This window comes from Micromonospora sp. NBC_00821 (assembly GCF_036347035.1).
Taxonomy (GTDB): domain Bacteria; phylum Actinomycetota; class Actinomycetes; order Mycobacteriales; family Micromonosporaceae; genus Micromonospora; species Micromonospora hortensis.
In genome coordinates this window covers 4,702,645-4,727,237 of sequence record NZ_CP108880.1, presented here as the reverse complement: position 1 = coordinate 4,727,237, position 24,593 = coordinate 4,702,645, and the positions used below count along the sequence as shown (strand labels likewise).

General features: G+C 69.6%; 28 protein-coding genes. 15 read left to right on the top strand and 13 right to left on the bottom strand.

The features are described 5' to 3' along the window. Positions 1–57 precede the first annotated feature (57 nt). The 8 genes from OHB44_RS21610 to OHB44_RS21575 form a co-directional block, all read right to left on the bottom strand. Entirely contained in the window at positions 58–1,410 is a 1,353-nt protein-coding gene (locus OHB44_RS21610) for a ricin-type beta-trefoil lectin domain protein (protein WP_330438018.1), read from the bottom strand. A 373-nt stretch (positions 1,411–1,783) separates the two neighbouring features. Continuing rightward, positions 1,784–2,368, bottom strand: coding sequence for a DM13 domain-containing protein (locus tag OHB44_RS21605; protein WP_372488299.1), 585 nt, complete (start codon positions 2,366–2,368; stop codon positions 1,784–1,786). 66 nt (positions 2,369–2,434) lie between these two features. Further along, entirely contained in the window at positions 2,435–3,274 is an 840-nt protein-coding gene (locus OHB44_RS21600; protein ID WP_238684111.1) for an S-methyl-5'-thioadenosine phosphorylase, read from the bottom strand. Between the two features lie 46 nt (positions 3,275–3,320). Beyond that, positions 3,321–3,746, bottom strand: coding sequence for a hypothetical protein (locus tag OHB44_RS21595; protein ID WP_238684110.1), 426 nt, complete (start codon positions 3,744–3,746; stop codon positions 3,321–3,323). Continuing rightward, positions 3,743–4,909, bottom strand: a complete 1,167-nt coding sequence (locus OHB44_RS21590; RefSeq protein WP_238684109.1) for a molybdopterin-dependent oxidoreductase — start codon at positions 4,907–4,909, stop codon at positions 3,743–3,745. The genes OHB44_RS21595 and OHB44_RS21590 overlap by 4 nt, the downstream gene beginning before the upstream one ends. Then, the gene (locus OHB44_RS21585; protein ID WP_238684108.1) at positions 4,906–5,619 is read right to left on the bottom strand and encodes a class I SAM-dependent methyltransferase; all 714 of its coding nucleotides are present in this window, start codon (positions 5,617–5,619) and stop codon (positions 4,906–4,908) included. The genes OHB44_RS21590 and OHB44_RS21585 overlap by 4 nt, the downstream gene beginning before the upstream one ends. Then, positions 5,616–6,296, bottom strand: coding sequence for a TIGR04282 family arsenosugar biosynthesis glycosyltransferase (locus tag OHB44_RS21580; protein ID WP_330438017.1), 681 nt, complete (start codon positions 6,294–6,296; stop codon positions 5,616–5,618). Before OHB44_RS21580 ends, OHB44_RS21585 begins: the two co-directional genes overlap by 4 nt. After that, positions 6,293–6,970 (bottom strand): glycosyltransferase family 2 protein, encoded by a 678-nt coding sequence (locus tag OHB44_RS21575; protein ID WP_238684106.1) that lies wholly within the window; start codon positions 6,968–6,970, stop codon positions 6,293–6,295. The genes OHB44_RS21580 and OHB44_RS21575 overlap by 4 nt, the downstream gene beginning before the upstream one ends. Before the next feature lie 156 nt (positions 6,971–7,126). On the opposite strand from OHB44_RS21575, the gene OHB44_RS21570 reads away from it, so the two are divergent. Next, positions 7,127–8,482, top strand: coding sequence for a hypothetical protein (locus OHB44_RS21570; RefSeq protein WP_330438015.1), 1,356 nt, complete (start codon positions 7,127–7,129; stop codon positions 8,480–8,482). Here OHB44_RS21570 and OHB44_RS21565 read toward each other — a convergent pair. Then, the gene (locus OHB44_RS21565; RefSeq protein ID WP_330438014.1) at positions 8,454–9,533 is read right to left on the bottom strand and encodes an NAD-dependent epimerase/dehydratase family protein; all 1,080 of its coding nucleotides are present in this window, start codon (positions 9,531–9,533) and stop codon (positions 8,454–8,456) included. The two genes, OHB44_RS21570 and OHB44_RS21565, sit on opposite strands and share 29 nt — an antisense overlap. A gap of 159 nt (positions 9,534–9,692) precedes the next feature. Between OHB44_RS21565 and OHB44_RS21560 the strand changes: the two genes are divergently transcribed. From OHB44_RS21560 to OHB44_RS21525, 8 genes are all read left to right on the top strand, one after another. Beyond that, complete coding sequence (locus tag OHB44_RS21560; protein WP_238684103.1) at positions 9,693–10,388, top strand: response regulator transcription factor; 696 nt, start codon at positions 9,693–9,695, stop codon at positions 10,386–10,388. Then, on the top strand, positions 10,381–11,397 hold the full coding sequence (locus OHB44_RS21555; RefSeq protein WP_330438012.1) for a sensor histidine kinase: 1,017 nt from the start codon (positions 10,381–10,383) through the stop codon (positions 11,395–11,397). The genes OHB44_RS21560 and OHB44_RS21555 overlap by 8 nt, the downstream gene beginning before the upstream one ends. Positions 11,398–11,586: 189 nt before the next feature. Next, the gene (locus OHB44_RS21550; protein ID WP_330438011.1) at positions 11,587–12,009 is read left to right on the top strand and encodes a YbaB/EbfC family nucleoid-associated protein; all 423 of its coding nucleotides are present in this window, start codon (positions 11,587–11,589) and stop codon (positions 12,007–12,009) included. Beyond that, complete coding sequence (locus OHB44_RS21545; protein WP_238684100.1) at positions 12,006–12,329, top strand: hypothetical protein; 324 nt, start codon at positions 12,006–12,008, stop codon at positions 12,327–12,329. Before OHB44_RS21550 ends, OHB44_RS21545 begins: the two co-directional genes overlap by 4 nt. 4 nt (positions 12,330–12,333) lie before the next feature. After that, complete coding sequence (locus OHB44_RS21540; RefSeq protein WP_238684099.1) at positions 12,334–12,828, top strand: WXG100-like domain-containing protein; 495 nt, start codon at positions 12,334–12,336, stop codon at positions 12,826–12,828. Next, positions 12,821–13,351, top strand: coding sequence for an endonuclease (locus tag OHB44_RS21535; protein WP_238684098.1), 531 nt, complete (start codon positions 12,821–12,823; stop codon positions 13,349–13,351). Before OHB44_RS21540 ends, OHB44_RS21535 begins: the two co-directional genes overlap by 8 nt. Further along, positions 13,348–13,890: an SUKH-4 family immunity protein gene (locus OHB44_RS21530; RefSeq protein ID WP_238684097.1), complete on the top strand. Its 543-nt coding sequence runs from the start codon at positions 13,348–13,350 to the stop codon at positions 13,888–13,890. Before OHB44_RS21535 ends, OHB44_RS21530 begins: the two co-directional genes overlap by 4 nt. Then, on the top strand, positions 13,887–14,426 hold the full coding sequence (locus OHB44_RS21525; protein WP_238684096.1) for an SUKH-4 family immunity protein: 540 nt from the start codon (positions 13,887–13,889) through the stop codon (positions 14,424–14,426). Before OHB44_RS21530 ends, OHB44_RS21525 begins: the two co-directional genes overlap by 4 nt. Before the next feature lie 42 nt (positions 14,427–14,468). Here the strand turns inward: OHB44_RS21525 and OHB44_RS21520 are convergent, their stop codons facing one another. The 3 genes from OHB44_RS21520 to OHB44_RS21510 form a co-directional block, all read right to left on the bottom strand. Next, positions 14,469–15,071, bottom strand: coding sequence for a GNAT family N-acetyltransferase (locus OHB44_RS21520; RefSeq protein WP_330438010.1), 603 nt, complete (start codon positions 15,069–15,071; stop codon positions 14,469–14,471). A 92-nt stretch (positions 15,072–15,163) separates the two neighbouring features. Further along, positions 15,164–15,694, bottom strand: coding sequence for a GNAT family N-acetyltransferase (locus tag OHB44_RS21515; RefSeq protein WP_238684094.1), 531 nt, complete (start codon positions 15,692–15,694; stop codon positions 15,164–15,166). Between the two features lie 44 nt (positions 15,695–15,738). Further along, entirely contained in the window at positions 15,739–16,266 is a 528-nt protein-coding gene (locus OHB44_RS21510; protein ID WP_238684093.1) for a MarR family winged helix-turn-helix transcriptional regulator, read from the bottom strand. Between the two features lie 39 nt (positions 16,267–16,305). Between OHB44_RS21510 and OHB44_RS21505 the strand changes: the two genes are divergently transcribed. Both OHB44_RS21505 and OHB44_RS21500 read left to right on the top strand, forming a co-directional pair. Then, positions 16,306–16,932 (top strand): mycothiol-dependent nitroreductase Rv2466c family protein, encoded by a 627-nt coding sequence (locus OHB44_RS21505; RefSeq protein WP_308193654.1) that lies wholly within the window; start codon positions 16,306–16,308, stop codon positions 16,930–16,932. Between the two features lie 151 nt (positions 16,933–17,083). Then, positions 17,084–17,959: an endonuclease/exonuclease/phosphatase family protein gene (locus tag OHB44_RS21500; protein ID WP_238684092.1), complete on the top strand. Its 876-nt coding sequence runs from the start codon at positions 17,084–17,086 to the stop codon at positions 17,957–17,959. 22 nt (positions 17,960–17,981) lie between these two features. Here OHB44_RS21500 and OHB44_RS21495 read toward each other — a convergent pair whose 3' ends face one another. Beyond that, the gene (locus tag OHB44_RS21495) at positions 17,982–18,581 is read right to left on the bottom strand and encodes a GNAT family N-acetyltransferase (RefSeq protein ID WP_238684091.1); all 600 of its coding nucleotides are present in this window, start codon (positions 18,579–18,581) and stop codon (positions 17,982–17,984) included. 61 nt (positions 18,582–18,642) lie between these two features. On the opposite strand from OHB44_RS21495, the gene OHB44_RS21490 reads away from it, so the two are divergent. The 4 genes from OHB44_RS21490 to OHB44_RS21475 all read left to right on the top strand — a co-directional run bounded on the left by OHB44_RS21490 (position 18,643) and on the right by OHB44_RS21475 (position 24,460). Continuing rightward, complete coding sequence (locus tag OHB44_RS21490; RefSeq protein ID WP_266301953.1) at positions 18,643–19,485, top strand: ATP-grasp domain-containing protein; 843 nt, start codon at positions 18,643–18,645, stop codon at positions 19,483–19,485. 577 nt (positions 19,486–20,062) lie between these two features. Continuing rightward, entirely contained in the window at positions 20,063–21,439 is a 1,377-nt protein-coding gene (locus OHB44_RS21485) for a family 43 glycosylhydrolase (RefSeq protein ID WP_330438009.1), read from the top strand. Positions 21,440–21,475: 36 nt separating this feature from the next. Then, positions 21,476–22,915 (top strand): glycoside hydrolase family 43 protein, encoded by a 1,440-nt coding sequence (locus tag OHB44_RS21480; RefSeq protein WP_330438008.1) that lies wholly within the window; start codon positions 21,476–21,478, stop codon positions 22,913–22,915. Between the two features lie 51 nt (positions 22,916–22,966). After that, positions 22,967–24,460, top strand: a complete 1,494-nt coding sequence (locus OHB44_RS21475) for an RICIN domain-containing protein (protein ID WP_266301956.1) — start codon at positions 22,967–22,969, stop codon at positions 24,458–24,460. Positions 24,461–24,593: the final 133 nt, after the last annotated feature.

The window sequence follows — 24,593 nt, the reverse complement described above, 5'->3', positions numbered from 1 at the left end:
CTTGTGGGTGGTGGAACATCTGTTGGGCCGGTCCCCGTCCCGGGAACCTCGCCGGGCTCAGCTCCGGCTCCATCGTTGGTTGGCCGCGCCGGTGCAGTCCCAGATCTGGACGCGCGTGCCGTTGGCAGTGCCGTTGCCGACCATGTCCAGGCACCGGCCCGAACCAACTCCGGTGATCGAGCCGTCGGTGTTGAGCCGCCACTTCTGGTTGGACTGCCCGTTGCAGTCCCAGATGATCACCGAGCTGCCGTTCGCGGTGCCGGCGCCGTTGACGTCGAGGCACTTGCCGCCGAAGACGCGCAGCTCCTGAGCGGCGGTCGAGGTCCAGCTCTGGTTGCTCTGACCGTGGCAGTCCCAGATGATCGCCGCCGCGCCGTTGGTCTGCGAGGCGCCGTTGACGTCGAGGCAGCGTCCGGAGAACGTGCTGCGCAGGGCCGAGGTGCCACTCGGTGGCGGGGTGGTCGGTGGCGGCGTCGTCGGGTCGGTGCTGCCGCCGAACTGGGTGAAGAACCGCCACACCTCGCCCTTGGTCCACGTCCTGGCTCCGCTGTCGCCGCCGCCGTCCACCGGGCCGGGGGTGTGCCCGCCGTCGAAGGCGGCCCAGACCACCGGATAGCCGGACCGGCAGCCGGAGTAGGTGGTGGTGATGTGGGTCAGGCTGCCCGCCCTCGGTTCGGGTGGGCTCTGTGCGGTGCACCCGTTGTTCCGCACGAACGTGTCGCGCAGGGACCGTCCGGCCGAGACGTTGAGCACCGCGTCCCCGATGCCATGGACCCCCATGTACGCGACCGGCTGGGTGCCGCCGCCGCACCCGCTGAGCTGCCCGCCGGAGTAGACAGCGACAGCGCGGAAGACGCTTGGTCGGGAACAGGCCAGCGAGTAGCTCATGCCGCCGCCGTAGCTGAAGCCGAGCGCGAAGCGTTGCGTGGTCTCGACGCAGAGGTCTGCCTCGATCACCCTGATCATGTCGTCGACGAAGGTGACGTCCTGGCCGCCTGGGTTGGCCCAGCCGTTGCCGTTGCCCTGGGGGGCGACGAAGATGGTGCTGTTGTTCGCCTGCTGCCGCAGCCCGTAGTAGGACCAGGCTGCCCCGTCGGACCCACCGCCGTCGACGTCGTTGGCGGTGCCGCCGTTCCAGTGGAAACCGAAGATCAACCGGTAGGCGTGGTTCCTGTCGTAGTTGTCAGGAATCCTCAGGATGAAACTACGGTTCTGGCCGCTGCTCTGGATGGACCGTTGGCCGCTGGTCAACGTGGGCGCCTTGCCGCACCCGGCGGTCGCTGCGGCCACTCCGATGTTCGCGGCCGACGCGGTGGTGCTCGCGCCACCGGCCAGTGCTCCCGCGCTCACTGTCACGACGACGGCCGCCGCCGTCGCGAGCAGTCCAAGGATGGGTCTACGTCTTGTCATGAAGGGGCTCCCGCCACTCGGCACGAACTGGTTGAAAGGGGTCCACGGCAACCCGTACGCCGCCACGACGCGCCACCGCTGGTCACCCCGTCGACCACGTTCGCCGCGGGCGAACCCCAGAGGACGCGATGTGCCGGCGGCGCCCCGGCCGGCTCATCGACACAGGTTTCCGTCACTGGTCTCGCCGCCCATGCAGGACCAGTCCGTCGTCGAATCGATGGTGGCCATCACAGTGCGCCCGAACACCACGTGACCGTTCGCCCGACGGTGCCGAAACACCCGACTCGGCGTCGAATCGATTCGCCCCGACGCTAGATCGCGCAGTGAAAGATGTCAATGCCGTGTCCGGCAGGTTGCGCCCCGGGTGGGCCGGTCAGGCGCTCGTGAGATCTGCCGCGCCGAAGGAGACCGCGAACCGCTTGCACCAGATGGAGACGCTGCGGAAGTCGGCTGGGTCGACTGACGCCGGTAGCTCGTACACCTGGTTGCCCTTGTTGCCCTTGAGCTTCGCCAGCTCGACCCATTCGCCGTCGTCGAACACCCGCCAGCCGGCTGTGCCCCGGATGACCGGTTGGTCGGTCAGCCACACCCGCAGGTCCGGACCGTTCGAGGTGTTCAGGTCTCGGATAACCAGCTGGTGGTTCCCGTTGGCGAGCCGGTGGATCTCGGCAGTGCCGGTCGTCCGGTGCTCATGGGTGACGAACTCGCCGACGGTCAGGATCTCGTTCGCCGCGGGGGTGGCTGCCGAGGTCGCGGGGGCCGGCGTCGAGGACTCCGGGGTCGCGGACGCCGGAGTCGGCGCGGCCGACGTCGCCGCTACGCGGGGAATCGCCTCGTCGACGTAGGTGTCGGTGAACAGCTTCCACGGCTGGAACCAGTAGAGGCCCAGCATCGCCACGACGACAACGACGGCGAGACCGGCTCGGACCACCGGCGACCGGAACATCCGCTTTATCACCCCCGCAGCGTACGGCCGGAACCGCCGTCGAACTGTTCGCGAACCCTTTCGGAACTCTTACGACGCTCACCGCTCGATATCTGCCAGCGCCTGTCCGCACGGGCAGGCTCCCTGGTCCTCCGGCAACGTCTTCACCGCGTCGCCGAGCAGGAGCCGCAGGCGGTCGATGTTCCGGGCGAAGACAGTGAACACCTCCTGCTGGGTCACGCCCTGGCCAACCTCGACGCCCGAGTCGTGGTCGGTCACCACTGACAGCGCGGTGTAACACAGTGCCAGTTCGCGGGCCAACACCGCTTCCGGGTGGCCGGTCATGCCGACGACCGACCAGCCCTCCCGCCCGTACCAGCGCGATTCGGCACGGGTGGAGAATCGGGGCCCTTCGATGACGACCATGGTTCCGCCGTCGACCGGCTGCCAACCGGCGGATCGGGCGGCGTCGAGGACGGTAGCTCGTCCGACCGGACAGTAGGGGTCGGCGAAGGACACGTGAACGACCTGGGAGGGCTTCCCGTCCGCGCGCGGCTGTCCGTCGTAGTAGGTCTGCTCCCGGCCGCTGGTCCGGTCGACCAGTTGGTCCGGTACGACGAGCGTCCCCGGCCCCAGATCCGGTCGCAGGCCACCCACGGCGCCCGGTGCGAGCACCTGGCGGACGCCGAGTGCCCGCAGCGCCCACAGGTTGGCCCGGTAGTTGATGCGGTGTGGGGGAAGGGCGTGCCCGCGTCCGTGGCGCGGCAGGAACACCACCGGCCGCCCGGCGACACTCCCGACGGACAGCACGTCGCTCGGCGGTCCGTACGGTGTGTCCACTGTGACCTCGGCGACGTCGTCGAGGAACTCGTAGAACCCCGATCCACCGATCACGGCGACCGGCGGGCGATCGGTCGTGCTGGTGTCTCCTGCTGACATGTGTAACCCCTCCTGGGCGAACAGTGAAAAGCGGCTGGGGGTCGACTCAGCGACGGTCGGCCCGTCGGTGCGCGACGCGTCGGTCGACAATGGCGGCGACGACCAGGACGACCACGATCACGGCCCAGAGGACAGCCAGCCCGACGGCGAGCCCCAACGGGTAGTCGCGGTCCGGTAGGCCCGGGTTCGGAGGCGCCGAGGGCGGTCGCCACAGCAGGGGCACCGCGACCAGCACCAACGTGGCGCTGGCCAGCAGGCCCGCGGCGATCCACGCCAGGCGCAGCCGGTTCGTCACCAGTCGACCCAGCGCCACCCCGACCAGTCCGACCAGCGGTGCCACCAGGACGTCGTGCAGCACCGGGCCGCCGATCAGCCACGGCAGGGCGGGGCCGAACTGGGGGAGGAGCAACCAACCGCCGTACGCGGTGGCCGCGGCACCGACCACGAACAGGAGCAGCCGAACGGTTCTCACCGCAGAACCTCCAGCCGGGCCACCCACTTGGTCTGCAGGACTCCCGGCCGGCTCGGCGAGATGAGTCGACACGGGTAACCGTGGTCGGGAGACAGTTGCTCACCATTGATCCGCAGGGCGAGCAGGGTCAGCGGGTCGCGGGCATGGGCCGCAGGGAGTGTGCTGGCCGCGTACAGGCCGTCGGTCTCCAGTGAGGTGACCCGAACCGGTCGGCCGGTCGGGGCGCCGGCCCAGCGGAGCAACTGAACGACGGGCACGCCGGTCCAGTGGGCCGAGGCGCTCCAGCCCTCGACGCAGGCGATCGGCAGTTCTGCCGTCCGTTGCGGCAGGGCCGCCAGGTCGGCCAGGGAAAGGCTGCCTCGCCCGCCCGACCAGACGATTTCCAGACGCCAGTCCGGGGGAACGACGATGCGCGCGGCAGCCGCCGTGCGGTTGATCGGTACGCCCTGCGGCCCGGACGCGGAACGCCACGCCAGCGGCGAGACCCGACGCAGCCATGGCACTGTGACCCCGGCGGTGGCCAGTACGGCGATGCCGGCGACGCCCGCCGAGGTACGCAGGAACGCCCGTCGCTCCGACGACTCCCGATCGTCCGGCCCCGGTGTCGCAGTCGGCACCGCCCTCCTGCGCCGTAGTGGGGTGCTCAGCGCCGCGCGGGCGACCGGGAGCTTCACCGCGACGTGCAGCAGCATCGCCCCGACCACCAGCCAGGCGACCGCGTAGTGCGCCGTCGGGAAGAAGAACCCCCACGGGTACGACTGGGCGACGTTGAACAGACCCGTGACCAGTTCGAAGAACGCGCCGCAGACCAGCACCAGAACGGAGATCCGTTCGAGGGCGTGGGCGGACAACCGGATCGGCTGACGCACCGGCGGACGGACGAACAGCCGGGGATAGACGCTCCACAGCTTGGCCAGCAGCAACGGGATCGCCGCGACACCGGAGAGCACGTGAACGCCCTGGGTGATCCGGTACAGGTTGACCGGTCGGGTCGGCCAGGTGAACCAGCCCGGCGGGTGCTGGATGTAGTGGCTGAGAAGCCCGGTGCCGAAACACAGCCCGAACGCCACCCCGAGCCAGAGGCCGAGCCGGGCGGTGACCAGCGGTGAGTGCGAGGGCGCGGTGAAGTCCTCGGGGGCGGGGACGCGGGGCCGGCGGATCAAGAGCGTGCCAACTCGGCGAACCAGCGTTGACCGAACCGGAAACTGTCGACGACGCGCAGGCCGGCAGCGGCGGCGGCGCGGGCCACCGCCTCCGCCCCGACCCGCGCCCAGCGAAACGCCGGCCCGCGCAGTTCCCGATCGCCGGAGGTCCCGGACAGGACGTACGCCTGTCCCTGCCACAGCCCGGCCCCCGGGGGTTCCACCTCCACCAGCAGCGTTCCGTCGGCCGCGATCAGGGTGCCGCACCGGCGCAGCAGGCGGACCGGGTCGCCACCGATGCCGATGTTGCCGTCGATGAGAAGGGCGTGCGCCCACCTCCCCTCGCCGGGAAGGGGTTCGAAGACATCGCGTCGTAGAGCCACCACACCCCGCCCCTGGGTCAGACGTACCGCCTCGGCCGAGATGTCCACCCCCAGTGCGACGAGGCCGCGCTGGGCGAGTGCCCTGGTCAACCGGCCAGGGCCGCAGCCGAGGTCGATCGTGGGCCCGGTGCAGCGTGCCGCGACCGACTCGACTGCCGGTTCGGGCGGACCGTGCCAGCGCCGTACCGGCAACAGGTCACGTCGCCCGTCGGTGTGCACCAGCCAGTGGTCGGGTGGGGTCGCAGGTCTCGGGCCGACCGACGTGCCGTACGCGTCCTGGTCGGCGGCCCACCCGCCGAGTCTGCCCAGCACCACGTCGAAACCGTCGAGACTGATCGTCGGGTTCACCGGGGGTGTCCGCTCAGCAGCTGGCCGCCCACCGACGCGACGGCGTTCGCGAACCGGGTGCCAGGTAGGTCGTCCGCGACCGCCAGCGCCGTCGACCAGTCGTCGACATCCCGCAGCACGGGCAGGATCGCCGGGTCTACGCCGCGCCCGTGCAGCGCGGCGAGGGTGCGGTGCCCGGTGTCGTCTGTCGACATGGGTACGTCGCGCAATGCGCTGGCGTGCCTCGGATCGCGCAACCCGAGTGCCCACCAACCGCCGTCCAGCGCCGGCCCGAACACCGCCTCGTGTTCGGCGAGCCGGTCGAGCGCGGTGGTGAGCACTGCCGGCCGGATCTGCGGGGTGTCCATGCCGATCTGCAGCACCGGCCGTCCGGGAAATGCCGCAGCGGTGTCGGCGTGGGCGTTCGCGAGGCGGTCGGCGAACGTGCCACCGCGCTGCGGAAGCAGGTGCCAACCGGCCAACGCGGCGGTCAACTCCGCGCCGTACTCGGCGTCGGCGAATCGACCGGTGTGGGCCAACACGGGAATGGTCGCGGCGGTGGCGCGCACCGCCGCGAGGGTGTCCAACAGCGACGCCGCCGCGATCCGGGCTGCCTGGGTGGGATCGGCTGGCGGGCAGAGGCGCGTCTTTGCCTGCCCGGGGACCGGCGCCTTCGCGACCAGGAGCAGGACGTTCACCGGCCACCACCGGCGTCGGCCCGCAGCACTCCGGCGAAGTCCCGGGTCGCCCGCAGCGTGCCCCGGACCGACCCGGAGACCTTCGAGCGGGTCCCGGCGGCCCGGGGCGCGTACGCGACGTCCAGTTCGAGGATCCGCCAGCCCGCTCCGGCCGCACGCAGCAGCAACTCCAGGGGATAGCCGAACGCGCGGTCGTCGACACCGAGGCCCAGCAGCGCCGCCCGGCGGGCCACCCGGATCGGACTGATGTCGTACACCGGCACGCCGCGACGCCGCAGCAGGGCCGCGACCACCGCGTTCCCGGCACGGGCGTGCCACGGCCAGGCGTCCGCCGAGACCGGCCGACGCCGCCCCACGGCGAGATCGGCCCGCCCGTCGAGCACCGCCGAGGCGAGCCTGGGCAACTCGGCCGGGTCGAACGAACCGTCCGCGTCGAGCACGCAGACCAGATCCGCCTCCGCCGCCAGCAGGCCGGTGTGCACGGCAGCCCCGTACCCGCGTCGCGGCTCATGGACGACCCGGGCCCCGTACTCGGCCGCGACGACCGGCGAACCGTCGGTGGAGCCGTTGTCGACCACGATGGCGCGGTAGCCGGGCGGTAGCCCGCTCAGTACGGCAGGCAGTGCGGCCGCCTCGTCCAGACACGGCAACACCACGTCGATCGTTGTGTGCATACCGGCGACGCTAGGCCCGCCACCGGGCGTCCGGACCGCCGTTTCTCCTTACGAATCGCTTACACGGCAACGGATCTTACGACTCGCTGACGTCTCACCGTCTGGCCGCCGAATGCCTGGTAGGAGGTCGTATCGTCGGCCGTCACCATGACCATGATGACCCGGCCGGGACGAACCCGGTCCGCCGACCTGATCGTCCTCGGCGCCGAGGTGGCAGTGCTCGCCCTCGCCGTCGCCGTCGGCGCCCTGCTCAACCATCAGGGCGTACGGCTACACGCCGACGCGGCGCCGCTCTACGCGACCTGGCAGCCCCATCTGGGGCCCGGCACCCCCGCCGCGTTTCTCCTCGCGGCGCTGTTCGTCTGGCGGGGCGTGCGCTGGGGAACCGACACGCCGTGGCCGCGGCTGCTGGCGGTCGGCTACCTCGCCTCGCTGCTCTGGACGCTGTCGCTGGCCCTCGTGGACGGCTGGTCCGCGGGGTTGACCGAGCGGCTCACCGTGCAGGCCGAGTACCTGCACGAGGTGCCCCGGGTGACGGACGTCGGCATCATGCTGTCCGGCTTCGCCGACCGGATTCTCGACTTCCAGCCCGACTCGTGGTCCACCCACGCCGCCGCCCACCCACCGGGAGCGTTGCTGTTCTTCGTCTGGCTGGAGCGGATCGGCCTGGGTGGTGGGACCGCCGCCGGGCTCGCCTGCGTCCTGCTCGGCGCCACGGTGTCGGTGTCGGTTCCGGTGACGTTGCGGGCACTCGGCGCCGAGGACGCGGCCCGAGCGGTGTGGCCGTTCCTGGTGCTCCTCCCGGGGGCGGTCTGGGTGGGCGCGTCCGCGGACGGGATCTTCGCCGCGGTGGTCGCCGCCGGGCTGGCGCTGCTGGCGGTGGGTGGCCGAGCAGGTGCCGCAGTGGGCGGGCTGCTGCTCGGCTTCGCGCTCTACCTGTCGTACGGGTTCGTCCTGGTCGGGTTGCTCGCGCTGACAGTGGTGCTGCTCCGCGCGCGGGACCGCCTCGCCGTGCTCCTGGTCGCGGCGACGGCGGTCGCGGCCGTCGTCGCCGTGTTCACTGTCGCCGGCTTCTGGTGGCTGGACGGCTACCACCTGGTGGCACGTCGTTACTACCAGGGCTGGGCGGCGGAACGTCCGTACGGTTACTGGGTCTGGGCGAATCTCGCCGCCCTGCTGCTCTCGGCCGGCCCGGTGGTCGGGCCGGCGCTGCGGCGGGCGGTGGCCGCCGTGTCGATCCGAGCACCGCAGGCACCGTTCGCGACGGCCCTCCGACAGCGGATCGCCAGCGCCGGACCCACCGTGTGGCTGCCCCTCGCGGCGACGGCGGCGGTGCTCGCGGCGGACCTGTCCGGGCTCAGCAAGGCCGAGGTCGAGCGGATCTGGCTACCGTTCGCCGTCTGGCTGCTGGTAGCCACCGCGCACCTGCCCCACTGTCACCGACGGTGGTGGTTGGCCGCCCAGGCCGCCACGGCTCTCGCCGTCAACCACCTACTGTGGACGGTGTCGTGACCGATGCCGGTTCCCGCATCACCGCGGTGGTGAAGTCGGCGATGCCAGCGGCGAAGCCGACCCGGGCGGTGAAACCGAGCACCCGGGCGGCGCGTGCCGGGTCGGCCACGACGTGCCGTACGTCCGCCGCCCGCCCGCCCCCGACCGTGACCGGCGGTGGCCCGCCCATCGCCGACGCCAGCTCGTGGGCCAACTCGCCGACGGTGTGTGGTTCGCCCGAGCAGACGTTGATCGGGGTCAGGGGATCCGGTGCCGGTGTCGTGAGGGCCAGCAGGTTGGCAGTGGCCACGTCGGTCACGTGCACGAAGTCGCGACGTTGCCGGCCGTCCTCCAGCACCCGGGGCGGTCGTCCGGCGGCCAGCGCCGACCGGAAGATCGACGCGACGCCCGAATACGGGGTGTCGCGGGGCATTCGCGGGCCGTAGACGTTGTGATAGCGCAGGGCCCAGACCGATCCGCCGGTCTGCCGGGCCCAGGCGCCGGCGAGGTGTTCCTGGGCCAGCTTGGTGGCGGCGTACGTGCTGTGCGGCTCCAACGGCGCGTCCTCGGGCACGAGACCGGGGGAGAGCGCCTGGTCGCAGCGAGGGCAGGTCGACTCGTACTGGCCCTCGGCCAGGTCGACGACCCGGCGGCTGGCTGGCCGGACGATCCCGTGGCTGGGGCAGTGATAGCGACCCTCGCCGTAGACCACCATCGAGCTGGCCAGCACCAATCGGCGCACCCCGGCGGCGTGCATCGCCGCGAGGAGGGTGGCAGTGCCGAGGTCGTTGTGCGCGGCGTACCGGGGGGCGTCGGCGGGGTCGACGCCGTGGCCGACCATGGCTGCCTGATGGCAGACAGCGTCGACGCCGGCCAGTAGCCGGGTCAGCAGCTCGCCGTCGCGTACGTCACCGACCACCAGGTCGTGCCGCTCGGTCCACTGCGGCGCCGTCGCGCCGTGCGCCTCGGGCAGGAGGGCGTCCACCGCCACCACCTCGTGCCCGTCGTCGGTGAGCAGGTCGGCGACGTGTGAGCCGATGAACCCGGCCGCACCGGTGACAAGGATCCGCATTCCGGTCACCGTATGACCTCGCGTACGCCTGGGCGGGTCTCCGCGCGCAGCCGTAAGAACCTCGCAAGGTTTGCCGGTGCGGGCGGAGTCTGGTGCCTGGCTACGCTGGGCCGATGGACATCTGGGGGAGACGTTGACGGGGCGGAACGGGGACGGTCCGTGACACAGCGTGTGCTGGTGGTCGACGACGATCAGACCGTGAGCGACGTCATCCGTCGTTACCTCGAGAACGACGGCTTCCAGGTGAGCCTCGCGGCCGACGGTGCGGCGGCACTGGCGGCCGTGGAGCGGCAGGCGCCACACCTGGTCGTGCTCGACCTGATGCTGCCGCTGATCAACGGCCTGGAGGTGTGCCGGGCGCTGCGGGTACGGCCGGACGGCGTACCGATCGTCATGCTCACCGCGCGCGGTGACGAGTCCGACCGGATCCTCGGGCTGCAACTCGGCGCGGACGACTACCTCACCAAGCCCTTCTCACCCCGGGAACTGGTGCTGCGGGTCCGTTCGGTGCTCCGTCGCGCCGGCGCCGGGGCGCCACCCGAGCGGCCAGAGGCGCTCACCGACGGCAACCTGGTGGTGCACACGGCCTCCCGAACCGCCCGCCTCGCCGGTGCGGATCTGGCCCTGACGTTGCGCGAATTCGACCTGCTCGTCCACCTCATGCGGCATCCGTCCCGGGTGTTCGGCCGGGCCGAGCTTCTGGAGCAGGTCTGGGGCTGGAACTTCGGGGACCACTCGACAGTGACAGTGCACGTACGCCGGCTGCGGGAGAAGATCGAGGCGAACCCGGCCGATCCGCGGCGGATCGTGACGGTCTGGGGCGTCGGCTACCGCTATGAGCCTGCCCATGCGTGACGTACTCCTGATCTTCGCGATCGCCCTCGGCGCGGCGCTCGGCATCGGGCTCGCCGGCGCGGTGCTGCTCCGCGCGCTCCGGCGCAGCTCGATCACCGTGCACCTCAACGTGCTGCTCACCACCACTGTGGTCGCCGTCGCCGTCGGGGTGATGGCGGTCGCGGAAGCGATGTTCCTCTCCGCGCACGACCTTGAGGTGGTCCTGATCACCGTCGCGGCGGCAGCGGTGGTCAGTCTCGCCGTCGGCGGGCACTTCGGCCGGCGCCTGGCCCGCGCCGCGGTGTGGCGCGACCAGGCCCGGGAGCGGGAGCGGCAACTGGAGAAGGGCCGGCGTGACCTGGTCGCCTGGGTCTCCCACGACCTGCGGACCCCGCTCGCCGGGCTGAGGGCCATGGCGGAGGCGTTGGAGGACCGGGTGGTGCGTGATCCGGACACTGTCGACGAGTACCACCGACGCATCCGACTGGAGACCGACCGGATGACCCGACTCGTCGACGACCTGTTCGAGCTGTCCCGGATCAACGCGGGAGCGTTGCGGTTGTCGTTGACGGCGGTGCCGCTCGGAGAGGTGGTCTCGGACGCGCTCGCCAGCACCATCCCGTTGGCGGACGCTCGCCGAATCACGTTGATCGCCAGCGAGTCGGGATGGCCGACGGTCGCCGCGAGCGAACCGGAGCTGGCCCGGGTCGTGGCCAACCTGCTGCTCAACGCGGTCCGCTACACCCCTGAGGACGGCACCGTACGCATCGAAGCCGGCCGGGAGGACGACCACGCCTGGCTGTCGGTCGCCGACACCTGCGGCGGCATCCCCCCGGCCGACCTTCCCCGCCTGTTCGACATCGCGTTCCGCGGTGAACCGGCCCGCACGCCCGGCCCCGGTGACGGCGGGGCGTCCGGAGGGCTCGGCCTGGCCATCGTCCATGGCCTGGTGGAGGCGCACGGCGGTCGGGTCGAGGTGCGCAACACCTCCGACGGCTGCCAGTTCATGGTCCGTCTGGCGACCGCCTGAGGCAACGTACGGTGGCGCCATCGGCCAGCTTCACCCAGAGCGCGCGCGGGGCGTACCCGGTCGCCCCCGGTCCGTCGACGGCTCGCACCGTTCGACAACCCTCGATGGGGTACCCGTCTCCCGGGACCACACGATTTGCCGGGTCTGACTACGCTTTCCACTGTCTCGGAGGCGATCGATGGAGGGCGCATGTCGGTGAATGAGCCGGCGAGCGGAGAGTTCGCTCGCATGCTGGACGCGACGGTCGGCGCGTTGCGCGCCGCCGGCACCGCGCCGGAGGACGAGGAGGCCGCGCGCCTGCGTCGGGTCGGTGAGTCCGCCGAGGGACAGGTCCGTGCCGAGTTTGGCGCTGATGGCCGGTTGGAGTCGCTGACGCTGGACCCGCGGATGATGCGGCTCGGCTCGGCCGAGGTCTGCGACCACGTGATCGCGGCCGTGAACGCGGCGATCGACTCGATGCGCGGCGCCGGCCCGGTGCCGGCCTCCGGCGACCTCTCGCAGCTCACCGAGCAACTGGAGCAGGTTCGAGACACGGCCGTGCCACGGCTCGGCGCGTTCCTGCAGGCGCTCACTGACGCGCAGGAGCGGATGGCCCGGGGAGGTTCCCGATGAACGGCTTCGAGGTCGAGCCCGCGTTGCTGCGTTCCGGCGGCGACGAGGTCATCGGCGCCGCCGAACGCTTCATCGGGCAGCTGGAGAGCTTCGAGGCGCAGATGCAGGGATACGGCGAGCCGTGGGGCGCCGACGACATCGGCTCGCTGATCGGCATCGCGTACACGGAGACCTCAGCCTGGGTCCTGGACTGCATCGGCGTGGCCGCCGAAGAGATCGGCTCGGCCGGTAGCGACCTGACAAAGATGGCCGACAACTTCGAGTTGGTCGAGGAAGCCTCCGTGAGCGCGCTGCGAGACATCCAGGGAATGCTGGGGTGACGACATGGGACTGCAACTGCCGGGTGAGCTGATCACGGCGCTCAGCTGGATCGGCTACACCTGGCCCGAGGCCGACGAGGAAAAGCTGTTCGAGATGGGCCAGGCCTGGCTGGACTTCTCCGGCACGGTCGCGGACGCCTCCGGGGAGGCCGGTTCGGCTGCGGCAGCGGTCTGGTCGCAGCACCAGGGCGAGTCGATGCAGGCGTTCCAGAAGTGGTGGTCCAAACCGGAGAGCGGTCCCGGCGCGCTGCCGGACTACTCCCAGGCCGCGATGCTGATCGGCACCGGGATGATCATCGCCGCCGCGATGGTGCTCGCGCTGAAGATCCAGGTGATCGTGCAGTTGGCGATCCTCGCGTTCGCGGTGGCGCAGGCGATCGCCACCGCCGTCGTCACGTTCGGCGTGTCGCTGGCCGAGATCCCGATCTTCCAGATGATCACGCGGGAGATCGTCGGCCTGCTGATCGATCAGGTGATCCAGGAGCTTCTCGATGCCTAGCAGGGCGCCGAAAAGCTCGAAACAACGTGGCGGGTCGGGCAAGCCGAAGGGCGGCAAGCTTGTCCGCGCGGCGGTGCAGAAGGCCTCCGCCAAGCCGGTGGTGCGCAACAACGACCTGCCCGAGGTCACGATCAAGGTGAAGCGCAAGTCGATGCACGCGCGGGCCCAGTTCGACCGCAAGATGAACGCGCTGAAGAAGCTCAGCGACGAGGGCAAGCTGTTCAAGCAGGCCAATCCGGTCGCCCGGGACGAAACAATCACAAAAGGCTACAAGGCGCGCATCCGGCAGAAGATCTTCGACAAGTACTGGCCCCACGACAAGAAGCTGTCGAACAAACTCACCGAGCGGCTCCGCCTGCAGCAGCCCGACCATGTGTGGGAGCTGCAACTCGGTGGCCCCGACGACGTTAGTAATCTGAAGCTGCTGCACGGCGACACGAACCGGGATGTCGGTCAGCAGATCTGGCAACAGATCATGAAGCTGCCCGACGGCACGCCGATCCGAATAGAGGTAGTGGATTGAATCCCGAGCTGCGGGAGCTCATCGCGGAGCTGCGCACCGACCTGGAGGCGGACCAGCCCGCGACGCTGGTCTGGGCACAGATCGACCAGGGCGCTCCGGCTGAGCGGATACCCGCTGGTCTGCCGCAGTCGGTCCGGGAGCTGCTGGAGACCGCCGACGGCATCCTGGCTGGCTCGTTCGACCTGCCCGCAGCCGCGAACATCGGCAAGATCCAGGGCTACCTCGATCAGATGCCCGAGTTCACCGGCGTCGCTGACGAACCCGCCGAGTGGCTGGTCTTCGGCACACTGAAGGAAGAGCCGCTGCTGATCCGCCGCGACACCGGCGCGGTCTGGTACTTCCCGGCGGAGACGACCGACGAGTGGTTCATGCGTGAGGCGTTCTTCGAAGTCGCGCCGGACCTTGACTCGTTCCTCGCCTACTACGTCTTCGGCGCCGGGTACGGCGAGGTTGGCTACGACGACGACGACTGGTGGGGCTTCCTCGACGAGCAGGGCCTGACCACGCCCGGCGACGAGGACGAGGAGACGGACGATTGACCGCCACACATGAGGAGCTCACGGCGCTCTGGGGCGCCGACGGGATGGTCTACTTCCCGCTCGACCGGTTCGAGGACGTCCTCGGCCCGTTGACGCCAGAGGTCTTCCCGCCGTTCGGGGCCATCCCGGTCGACGTGCCGATCCTGTTCACGGTCGACGTCAACGTCTCCGGCATGGAGTTGTTCTCCAAGCTGAAGATCGAGGTCGGCGATGCCAGCCCTCGTATCCACATCGTCCTCGGCAGCTCACCGGAGGACCCGCAGCTGCTCTTCTGCCTCGACGCGCTGACCGGAGCCGTCGTGTTGCTGGACCTGGAGACCCCCAACTTCGAGGCGGTCAACGCGACATTCGCGGCGTTCGTCGAGTTCCTCTACCGGCTCGGGCAGCTCATCGCCACGGACCCGGGCGGTCGGGCTCGAGCCGCCCGCGCTGCCGCGATCCGCGAGGAACTGATGGGCGTCGACTCGTCCGCGTTCGCCGACCCGAAGTCCTGGTGGAGCATGGCCTTCGATCAGCTGGAGTCCACCAGCGGCTAGCCTCGCCACCGCCGGCAGGCAGCTCGCCGTGACGCTACAGGTTCACCGTGCTCGCGGCACCGGTATGGACGCGACCGGCTGCTCCGACGGTGCCGCCTCTCGATGCCATGCCTCGGCGAGGAGCGCGTAGGTGTAGCCGTCCACCCAGCCCAGTTCGGCGTGCCAGGAGTCGCCGACGCCGTGCTGCTCACGACGCATGCCGACCTTCTCGAGGATTCGCACCGAGGCGAGGTTGTCAGCGAAGCAGCCGGCGGTGATTCTCCGAACGCCCAGCCGGTCGAACGCGTGCGCCACCACTGCGGTCACCGCCTCGGTCGCGTACCCACGTCCGCCGTAGGCGGGATCGAAGATGTAGCCGAGCTCAGCCTCGGTCCGTGGTGGCATGCCGGGTTGACCCATGCCGTCGACGACGCCGAGAGAGACGGTTCCGATCACCACGCCGTCGAGCGTGGCCGCCATGCTGTGATCGTCGGGGTCGGTGGCCGCGCGTCGCCATGCCGCGCGGAAGGACGCACTGTCGACCTGCGTACGGAGTAGCCAGCGCGTGACCTGCGGTAGGTTTCGGTACTCCAGGATCCGATCGATGTCCTCGTCCCGCACCGGGCGGAGTTCGAGGCGTTCAGTGCGTACCGTGGTGTTCTCCATGAGGCGGGACGCTAGTGGACGCGCCCCGGCGAGACGCCCGAATATCGGTCCGATGGCCCCCACCCCACGCTCAGTGGCAAAGGGCGCACGGCTCAATCGACCCGCTGGGCCAGCACCTGCCCCGGCCAGGATCCGGCCAGGAAGGTCTCGGTGGGAGTGAACCCGTGGCGCTCGTAGTACGCCACCAACTCGCCGTCACCGCCCGCCCAGCAGTCGACCCGGAGCAACCGCACGCCGGCTCGCCGGGTTTCCTCCACTGCGTGTGCCAACAGAGCCGACCCGAGTTTCCGGCCGGCGAATCGTCGGTCGGAGACCAGGAGGCGGACGAACCGCTCGGGTTCCTCAGCGGGCGCGATCGGTGCCCGGGGGTCGGGCCCGGAATCCAACACCAGGGCTGCGGCCGGCGTCCCGTCCACTTCCGCGATGAACGGGAGGTTCTCGGTCAGGTACCGATCGACCTGTGCGGCCCGTTCGGGTTTCTCCGAGAACGGCGTCGTGCCCCACTGCTCGGTGTTGCCGCGGTCGTTCATCCAGACCACCGCGGAGTCGAGCATGTCCAGTACGGCGGGCGCGTCGGCCGGGCCACCGCGTCTGATGCGTACGCCGCCGGTGGTGTCGTCCATGGCGGAATGGTAATCCGAGGACTGGCCGATCATGACCGAGGGCGTCACCCGTCGTGGCCGCCGCCCCCGGGTCCACGATCTCCGGAGGTCAGGGTTCGATTCATCACCTCCAGGAGGCGCTCGAGGGTTCGGCGGTCGCTGTCGGTCAGGCCGCGAAGGATGGCCGCCTCGTTGGCCAGATGTTCCTCGATGAGCCGGTCGGTCAACGCCACGCCGGTCGGCGTCAGCCCGACCACTCTGCCGCGCGCGTCGGCTGTGGAGACCGAGCGCGACACGAGGCCGCGGGCGATCAGTCGGTCCACCCGCTTGGTCACGGCTCCGGTGGTCACGAGCATCCGTTGGCTCAGCTGGCCCGCCGTGAGCGTGTAGGGCTCACCCTCGCGGCGCAGCGCCGCGAGCACGTCGAAGTCGCCGTTGCCGAGGTCCGCCGCGGCGAACGGCGGCCGCAGGGCCTCATCGAGTACGGCGGCCAACTGCTGGATGCGACCGATGATCAGCAGCGGGGTGGGGTCGAGGTCTGGTCGCTCGCGACCCCACTGCCCAACGATGTCGGCGATCCGGTCGTCTTCCACAGTTGCATCTTACCTTCCGAGGAAGATAAATTGTCTTCCGTGGAAGACAAATTGCCTCGAACGTCAGCTCCAGTGGTCACCGCGTACGTGGACCCGTCCTGTCCGTTCGCCTGGATCACCTCCCGCTGGCTCATGGAGGTCGCGAAGATGCGGCCGCTCACCCTGCGGTTCGAGGTGATGAGCCTCGCGGTGATCAACGAACACCGTGACCTGGAGCCCTGGTACCGCGAATTCAACGACCGGGCGTGGGGGCCGGCCAGGGTGTGTGTGGCGGCGGCCGCGCAACACGGCTCCGCCGCCCTCGCGCGGCTGTACCCGGCGCTCGGCCGCCGGATCCACGACGCCGACGACAAGGACTTCGACACCGTCGTCCCGCTGGCCCTGGTCGAGGCCGGCCTCCCGGCCGACCTGGCCGACGCCGCCCACCGCAGCGACCTCGACCCGCAGATGCGGGCGAGCACCGCCCACGCGCAGCAACTGGTGGGCGAGGACCTCGGCACCCCCACTGTCGTCGTCGACGACGTGGCCTTCTTCGGCCCCGTGCTGACCTCGATCCCTCGTGGCGAGGAGGCCATCCGTGTCTTCGACGGCGCTCGCCTGCTCGCCGGCTGCCGGGCCTTCTCCGAGCTCAAACGCGCCCGGTCCGACGGCCTTACCTTCGCGTAGCTCCACCACTGCCGATGGGGGATCTGGTCGACCGGCACTGGCCGACGCAGGTCTGTCGGTGCTTCGTCACCGGATGTTCGGCGTCGCGTCGGCTCCAGTCGATAGTGTCCGTTGGCCGGCCATCGCCGGCGGCCTATCCGGAGGGAATTCGATGCGCAGCACAACGGACTGGGCGACCCGCGCCCTGGTCGCTCTCGCGGGCGCGGTCGCGCTGGTGGCGGCCCTGCTGCCGGCCGCACCAGCCGCTGCCGCGAGCGTGGGCTTCAAGGCGGCCACGCTGAACATCTACTACGGGCTGAGCCAGGCCGACTTCGTGCACGACCTGAACCTGATCGCGTCCAAGGCCGACCTCGTCGGACTCAACGAGGTCGGCGCCCGCAAGGCTTTCCTGGCGAACTGGGCCGCCGACAACGGCTGGTGGCTGTACGCGCCGGGCGGCACCAACCAGGCCGGCGAGGCGCTGATCGCCAAGAAGAGCATGTTCGACGTACTCGACAGGGGCTCGATCTTCGTCTGTGACACCAACGGTCCGGGCGAGGTGCCGCCAGCGCGGTACAACAACTGGGTCACGTACCGGCACAAGTCCACTGGCCGCAACGTGACCCACATCAACGCCCACGCGGTGGCCAGCATCGAAACCGCCGGCCGGCCGGAGGACCTGCCGCGCACCAGGTGCGCCGAGGCGCAGTTCCAGGGTCTCAAGGAACTGGCGGTCGACAAGCAGGACGAGGGCCAGGTCATCGTGAGCGGAGACCTCAACGTCGACTTCAGTGCCGACCGGAGCTACGGGTACGCGAAGTTCCCGTGGCAGGTCTTCGAGGCCAACGAGCTACCGAATCTGCGCTCCAACTACAACCTGTACGGCGAGAAGGGCACCGGAACGCACGGCAACCGGCACATCGACTACGTCTACTTCTGGAAGCGGTTGCCCGAACGCCAGTTGATGTGGATGACCGATTACGACATCGTCGGTGGCACCAGGTCGGACCACAACGGTGTTGTCGCGACGTTCTCCATCCAGAGCTGACGCCCTCGGTCCTCGACCGCTGCTACGAGCCTCGGCGCTCGGGGTGTCCCCGGTGCTCCGCCCACTCGGGAGCGAGGATCGACATCACAGTGGCGTCAACCCAGTCGTCGCCGTCGCGCAGGACCTGCCGCAGCACACCCTCGGCAACGAAGCCGACCTTCTCGTACACCCGCCAGGCCCGGGGGTTGAAGGCGAACACCTCCAGCGAGATGCGGTGCAGGCCGAGCCTTTCGAAACCGTGGCCGACGACCAGGCGTACCGCCTCGGTCCCCAGGCCCCGGTCGCGGCCGGCGGCGGTGAGCAGCGTGCGGAAGTTGCAGTTCCGGTTGTCGGGGTCCCAGTCGTTGAGGACCACCTCGCCGACGCAGGCCCCGGTGGCGCGGTCCACGACCGCCAGGTCGAGTCGGTCGGTCTGCGCGTTGCGGCTGCCGTACCAGGAACGCATTCGCTCCTCGTCGGGAGCGTCGTCGGCCGGGCTGCCGGTCAGCCTGGCCACCTCGGGGTCGGCCACCGCCGCCCAGAAGGTGTCCAGGTCGTCGTCGACGAAGGGCCGCAGGATCACTCGCTCACCGGTGAGGGTGGGCTTGATCGAGAAGTCAGGGGTTGCCTGGTCACTGGGCATCGACTGATCGTCGGCGCGACCCCGGCGACAGGCAACCAGTTTCCGCGGGCAGGATACGGAGGTGATCCTGATCGTTCCCGCGAACCCGCTACGTCCACGCCGCCCGGACGAGCACTTCGTGGCCGAGGCTGAAGCGGCCCGTGCTGCGGGATTCCAGGTGGCGGTGGTCGACCACGACGCCTTGGCGCGGGGCGCTGACGTACGTCGGGCGGTGGCCTCGGTCTCGGGCAGCGGCGTGGCGGTCTACCGCGGTTGGATGCTGCGCAGCGAGCGGTACGCGGCGTTCGCCGAGGCTCTCGCCGAGCGCGGTGTGGTGTTGAGAACCGGTGGTGAGCAGTATCGGCGGGCACACGAGCTGCCCGGCTGGTATGCCGCGTTGGCGGCAGTCACCCCGGCGTCGGTGTGGACCCACGGCTCGGAGCAGGCAGATCTTGACCGCGCGCGTGTCGCGCTCGGTGCGGGACCGGCGGTGCTGCGCGACTACACCAAGTCGATGAAGCACTACTGGAACGATGCCGCCTTCATCCCCGAACTCGACGACGCGGTGGCCGTCCGGAGAGTGGCGAGCCGGTTCCTGGAGTTGCGTGAGGACGACTTCGTGGGCGGGTTCGTGCTGCGTCGCTTCGAGCGGTTCACCTCCGCCGAGGTACGCACCTGGTGGGTCAACGGCGAGTGCGTCCTGGTCGGCCCACATCCGGACACCCCGAACGATTTCCCTTCGGTGGAGGTCGACCTGGAGCCGGTCGCCCCGATGATCGCCGGGCTCGGGTTGCCCTTCGTCACAGTGGACCTCGCCCTACGCGCCGACGGCGTGTGGCGGGTTATCGAACTCGGCGACGGGCAGGTCAGCGATCGGCCAACCACCGTCGAACCCGACGCGCTAATCGCCGCCCTACACGGCTAACCCTCGCACCACTGTCGACGACACCGCGGCCAGTTCAGGCTTCGCCGGCAGAGACACAGTGGGCACACCCGGCGACTGGGGGTCCGTGTTGTCGGACTCGACGATTCGGGTGTCACTGCCGCAGGACCCGCTGCGCGTCGCGGATGACCTGCTCCGAGGCGATCGGGGCCCACGACGCGAGATCCCGCAGCACCCCACGATCGGCCCGCTTCGCGCTCAGGCAGGTGCGTCAGGCGCTCAGAGAGCAGGGCACCCACGAAGCGGATCGAGCGTGACAACCGGCTTCGCCGGATGCCGGGGAGCGACCACGGTTGATCCCTTGACACTGGTCTATGCGATCGCTAACACTTGTCCGCAACGCGAAATTTACGAACCGAACACATTGTGCCTGTAGTCGCGTGTCACGCCAGGGGTGCCCCGTGCGGGCGCGTCGCCGGTTACCTGAACCGCTAAAACCCGAGCCAGAGTACGGCCCGTTCTTGTTAACGCTAACATAGATGATCTTTCGAGAGGGGCCGGGATGGTGGTTCCACGACGTATGACAGTGGCATCGACCACGCGTCTCCGTTGCCTCCTCGTGCTCTCCGCCGTGGCCACCGCAGCTGTTGTGGTGGTGGCCGACGGGCCGGCCCAAGCCGCCACGCTGCCGACCGGAGCGGTCTCGCTGGAGGCGGTCAACCAGTCCGGACGGTACGTGCGGCACATCGACTATCTCGGTCAGCTCGACCCGGTCACCTCCAGCAGCACCAACCAGACCAAGCTGGATGCCACCTTCACAGTGGTCAACGGGTTGGCGTCGCCGACCTGCTACTCGTTCCAGACCAAGACCGGCATGTTCCTGCGGCACCGCGACTACCGGCTGCGGGTCGACGCGAACACCGGCGACGCGGCGTTCCGGGCCGACGCCACCTTCTGCGCCGTGGAGGGCTCGGTCAGCGGATCGGTGGCGCTCGTCTCGTACAACTACCCGAACCGGCGGATCCGGCACCGCGACTTCGCGCTCTGGCTCGACGCCTACCAGGACACGGCCGCCTTCCGAGCGGACAGCTCCTTCCGCCCCGTCGCGCCCTGGGCACCCAGGACCACCATGGGGCCGGTGATCCCCGGCCTCTTCGCCGACCCGCACATCGCCGTCGTCAACGGCCGCTACTACCTGTACCCGACCACCGACGGTTACGCGAGCTGGGCCGGCACGTACTACAAGGCGTTCTCCTCCACCGATTTGGTCAACTGGACCGACCACGGCGTGATCCTCGACCACGGTCCGGACGTGTCCTGGGCGGACAACTCGGCCTGGGCGCCGGCGGTGGCGACCGCCAACGGCCGCTACTACCTCTACTTCAGCGGCGGCGCGGCCAGCGGCAACACGGCCAAACAGCTCGGCGTGGCGGTGGCCGACAGCCCCACCGGACCGTTCCGTGACGCGCTGGGCCGACCGCTGATCCGCAGCGACCAGTTCTCCGGCGGGCAGACGATCGACCCCATGGTGTTCACCGACGACGACGGCCAGTCCTACCTGTACTGGGGGCAGGGCGTCGCGCGGGCGGTGCGGCTGAACGCCGACATGGTCTCCTTCGACGCGGCGCAGGCGCGGGTCATCACCCCGTCGGGCTACAACGAGGCCCCGTTCGTGTTCAAGCGCAACGGTCTCTACTACTTCATGTGGTCGGAGAACGACACGCGCAGCGAGGACTACCGGGTCGCCTACGCCACCGGCTCATCACCCCTCGGGCCGTGGACGAGGCGCGGCGTGGTGCTGCAAAAACGCCTCGACGTCGGCATCAAGGGCACCGGCCACCACTCAGTGGTCCGCGCACCCGGCAGCGACACCTGGCACATCGCCTACCACCGGTTCGCCGTGCCGACCGGCAACGGCACCAACCGTGAGACCGCCATCGACCGGATGGAGTTCAACACCGACGGCACCATCCGCCCCGTCGTACCGACCCTCTAGCTGACTCGTCCGCGCCCCGCGAAGGAGAGAAGACCCATGTCGAGAGTCCTCGCCCGGCTCTGCGCGGTGGCGATCGCCGCATGCCTGCTGTTCACCACCTGGTCAGCGGCGACGCCGAAGCAGGCAGCCGCGCTCGACCCGACCGTCGGCTACCTGATGGCGCACTTCACCGGCGAGTCGTCGACCGACCAGCAGATCTACTTCGCCCACAGCGCCGACGGCCTGCGCTGGACCGACCTGAACAACGGTGGGCTCGTGCTGCGTTCCCCCATCGGCACCCGCGGCGTCCGGGACCCCGCCCTGGTCCGCTCACCCGGCGGTGACAGGTACTGGATCGTGGCCACCGACCTGTGCATCGCGTGCGGTCAGGACTGGTCGAACGCGATCAACAACGGCAGCCGGAGCCTCGTCGTGTGGGAGTCCACCGACCTGGTCAACTGGTCGGCGCCGTGGCTGCTGAACGTCGCCGGCGCGATCCCGGACGGACGCAACGCCTGGGCCCCGGAGGCGATCTGGAACCCGGACACCGGTGACTACGTCCTCTACTGGGCGACGAACGTCCCGCTCAACGGTGCGGCCAAGCACCGCATCTACTACGCGCGCACGACCGACTTCCGCGGCATCACCACTCCGCAGATCTACGTCAGCCGACCCGGCAACCAGGAGATCATCGACACGCAGATCGTCGAGGTGCCATCCGGTGTCGGCGCCTACCGCTACGTCCGGGCCTCCCGGGACGCCCAGATCACCCTCGAGGGCAGCAACTCGCTCCTCGGCACCTGGACGAACCTCGGGAACCTGTCCGGCATCGGGCTGACCGGGGCCCAGGTCGAAGGGCCGATGTGGATGAAGGTCAACGCCCGTAACGAGTGGGTGCTCTACCTGGACCAGTACGCCAGCGGACGCGGTTACCTGCCCGTCCTGACCACCAACCCGTCGAGCCCGAGCGCCTACCGGCTGCCGGCGTCCGGCTCGTACGCGATGGGCGGCACCAAGAAGCGGCACGGTTCAATCCTCAACCTGACCGCTGCCGAACAGAACCGGGTGCTCGCCCGCTGGCCCGCCGCAGCTGTCAACCGGATCCAGTCGTACAACTTCCAGGACCGGTACGTGCGGCACTACGACTACGACGTCCGCATCGACCCGAACGTCAGCCCCGCCCAGGACGGCCAGTGGCGGGTGGTGCCCGGCCTGGTCGGCTCCGGCACCGTCTCCATCCAGTCGGTCAACTATCCGGGCCACTACCTGCGCCACTACGGATACGACTTCCGGTTGGAAGCCAACGACGGCACCGCCACCTTCGCGGCCGACGCCACCTTCCGGCAGGTCGCCGGTCTCGCCAACTCCTCGTGGACGTCGTTCCAGTCCTACAGCCACCCGGACCGCTACCTCCGGCACTACGCCTACCTGCTCCGGCTCGACCCGGTGTCCGACGCGCAGAGCCGCGCCGACGCGACCTTCCGCGTGACCAGCTAACCCCTCAACATGTCGGGCCCGGAGAGGCACGAACTAGTGATTGGACAACGCATGAAACGGATCAGCCGGTCGATGCGCCGGACGTTGATCGCCCTGGTGGCCGCCATGACGGCGATGGTTGGCGGCGTGGTCGTCGTCGCGTCGTCGCCCGCCGCCGCCGCCACCAACCAGTTCCGAGGCATGAACTGGGCTCAACTGGGTGACAACTTCAGCACCAGCCCGCTCGTCGTGCAGGGCCTGAGCCAATCCGACAGCTACGCGACAGTGCAGGCCAAGGCCAACGCCCTCTACGACGACATGGCCTCCACCATGGGGATCAACACCGTCCGGCTGCCTATCAACACTCAGACAGTGGCCAACACCACCTGGTGGAACGCCTACCGGGGCGCCATTGACGCCGCAACTGCCCGTGGATTCAAGGTCATCCTCGCCTTTTGGACGGACCATTCCTCCGGCGCGAGGATCGCGAACCTCGCCGCGTGGAACACGATGTGGTCCAGCGTGACCAGCGCCTACGGTTCGAACACCAACGTGTACTTCGAGCCAATGAACGAGCCGGGCGGTTACAGCTCGGCACAGTGGCGCGACATCGCAGCCAACTGGCTCAGCACCCACTACTCGGCCGTGCCCAGCCGGGTGCTCATCGGCGGCACTGGCGCAAGCCAGGACCTGCGCGACATCTGCAACGACAGCCGCTTCAACTCGACCCTGCTGTCCTTCCACCACTACGCTTTCTTCTACGGCTCGATGACCTACGACGCCTGGCGAAGCCACATGCAGACGCGTCTGGGCAACTGTGCCTCCCGGGCGGTCGCGACCGAGTTCGGCGGGCCCATGGACAACGGCCTCAACTACGCCGACGCGAACAGCACCGACAACTTCGTGCGCCACATCCGCGCCATGGCTCAGGTCATGCGTGACAACCAGATGGGCGGCACCTACTGGCCCGCCCTCGGCGGCAAGAACTCCGGCTCCGGTCACGACTGGTATTCGATGTTCGCCCTCAGCGGCAGCGGCACCAATCTCAACTTGACCATCCGCAACACTTCTGGCGCCGACCGGATCCGCTATGCCTATGGCGACACCATCGGCGGCGGCGACCCGACGACGCCTCCGCCCACGACGGGAACGTTCTACCGGATCGATGCGCGGCACAGCGGCAAGGCCATGGACGTCCAGCAGCCGAACACCGACAACGGCGCGCGCGTCGGCCAGTACACGTACAGCGGCGGTGCGTGGCAGCAGTGGCAGTTCCAGGACGCCGGTAGCGGCTACTGGCGCATCGTCAGCCGCAACAGCGGAAAGTGTCTCGACGTGGTGAGCGCGTCGACCGCCGACGGCGCCGAGCTCGTCCAGTACACCTGCGGCACCGGCACCAACCAGCAGTTCCAGATGGTCACCAACGGCGGCTACTTCCAGCTCCGGGCACGACACAGCAACAAATGCGTGGACGTACCGGCCGCGGCGACCGCGGACGGGGTGGTCCTCAAGCAGTACTCGTGCAATTCCGGCACCAACCAGCAGTGGTCCCGCACCACCGTCTGACGGTCGTCTCGACGTGACGGCCACTTGACTGTGGTCGTCCCGGCCGGACAACGATGGATTGTGCATGTCGGCGATCCGTCGTTGTCCGGAGGACGGCCCGCGTCGGGCGCACCGGCGACGCCGTCAACCGGGG